Genomic DNA, 833 nt, shown 5'->3' on the forward strand with positions numbered 1-833 from the left:
CCCCGAGGTCTACAGCAACACCGACGACACCGGCGTGGTCGGCAGTGGCGGCCAATCCACCTGGCGCTTCCAGGCCTTCAACGCCGGCCAGGGCCGTTTGCGCCTCACCTCACAACAACCCTGGGAGCCGGAAGCTGAACCGGCCGAAACCTTCGACTGCGCCATTACGGTGAACTGATATGCCATGGATGATCCTTGCGTTGATGGGGGCGGTAACCTTTATCTACGGCCTGAGCACCCACGCCACCCTGCTCTGCCTGTTGGTAAAGCCATTGCCGGTACTGGCGCTGCTGGGCTGGCTGCATGATGCGCCGCCCACTGACTATCGACGCTGGATCAGCCTGGGGCTGATTTTTTCCCTGGTGGGCGACGTGCTGCTGGCCTGGCCCGGCGACCTGTTCATCTTCGGCCTCGGTGCGTTTTTGTTCGCGCACCTGGCGTACCTGAAAGCCTACTTGAGCGACTGCCGCCGCCCGGCGATTTTGCCGCTGGTGCTGGCGCTGGTGGTGGGCGCGATCTTGCTGAGCATTCTGATTTCCCATGGCCTGGGCCCATTGCTGGTGCCGGTGGTGGTGTATGCGCTGGTGATCAGCGCGATGCTGTGGCGAGCGTTGGCGCGCTTGGGCAGCGAAGTGCCCAAGCGCTCGGCATACCTGGCGGCCGCAGGTGCGGCGTCGTTCGTGTTTTCCGACACGCTGATCGGGATCAATCGGTTTGTGGTGGCGTTTGAAGCGGCGCCGTATTTGCTGATTGTCAGCTACTGGCTGGGGCAGTGGGGCATTACGGCCTCTTCCTTTCCTCAGAAAAAAACCGTCAACCTGTAGGAGCTGGCT

Annotated in this window: 2 protein-coding genes; both read left to right on the forward strand. The window is 62.3% G+C overall.

Annotated features, from left to right (window positions below):
- Positions 1 to 178, forward strand: a 178-nt coding sequence (locus HX846_RS18530) for a protease inhibitor I42 family protein (RefSeq protein ID WP_178965863.1), incomplete at its 5' end; no start/stop codon positions are given.
- Position 179: 1 nt separating this feature from the next.
- Positions 180 to 824: a lysoplasmalogenase gene (locus HX846_RS18535; RefSeq protein WP_102605186.1), complete on the forward strand. Its 645-nt coding sequence runs from the start codon at positions 180 to 182 to the stop codon at positions 822 to 824.
- Positions 825 to 833: the final 9 nt, after the last annotated feature.

The organism is Pseudomonas sp. K5002, from assembly GCF_013386655.1.
Lineage (GTDB): Bacteria > Pseudomonadota > Gammaproteobacteria > Pseudomonadales > Pseudomonadaceae > Aquipseudomonas.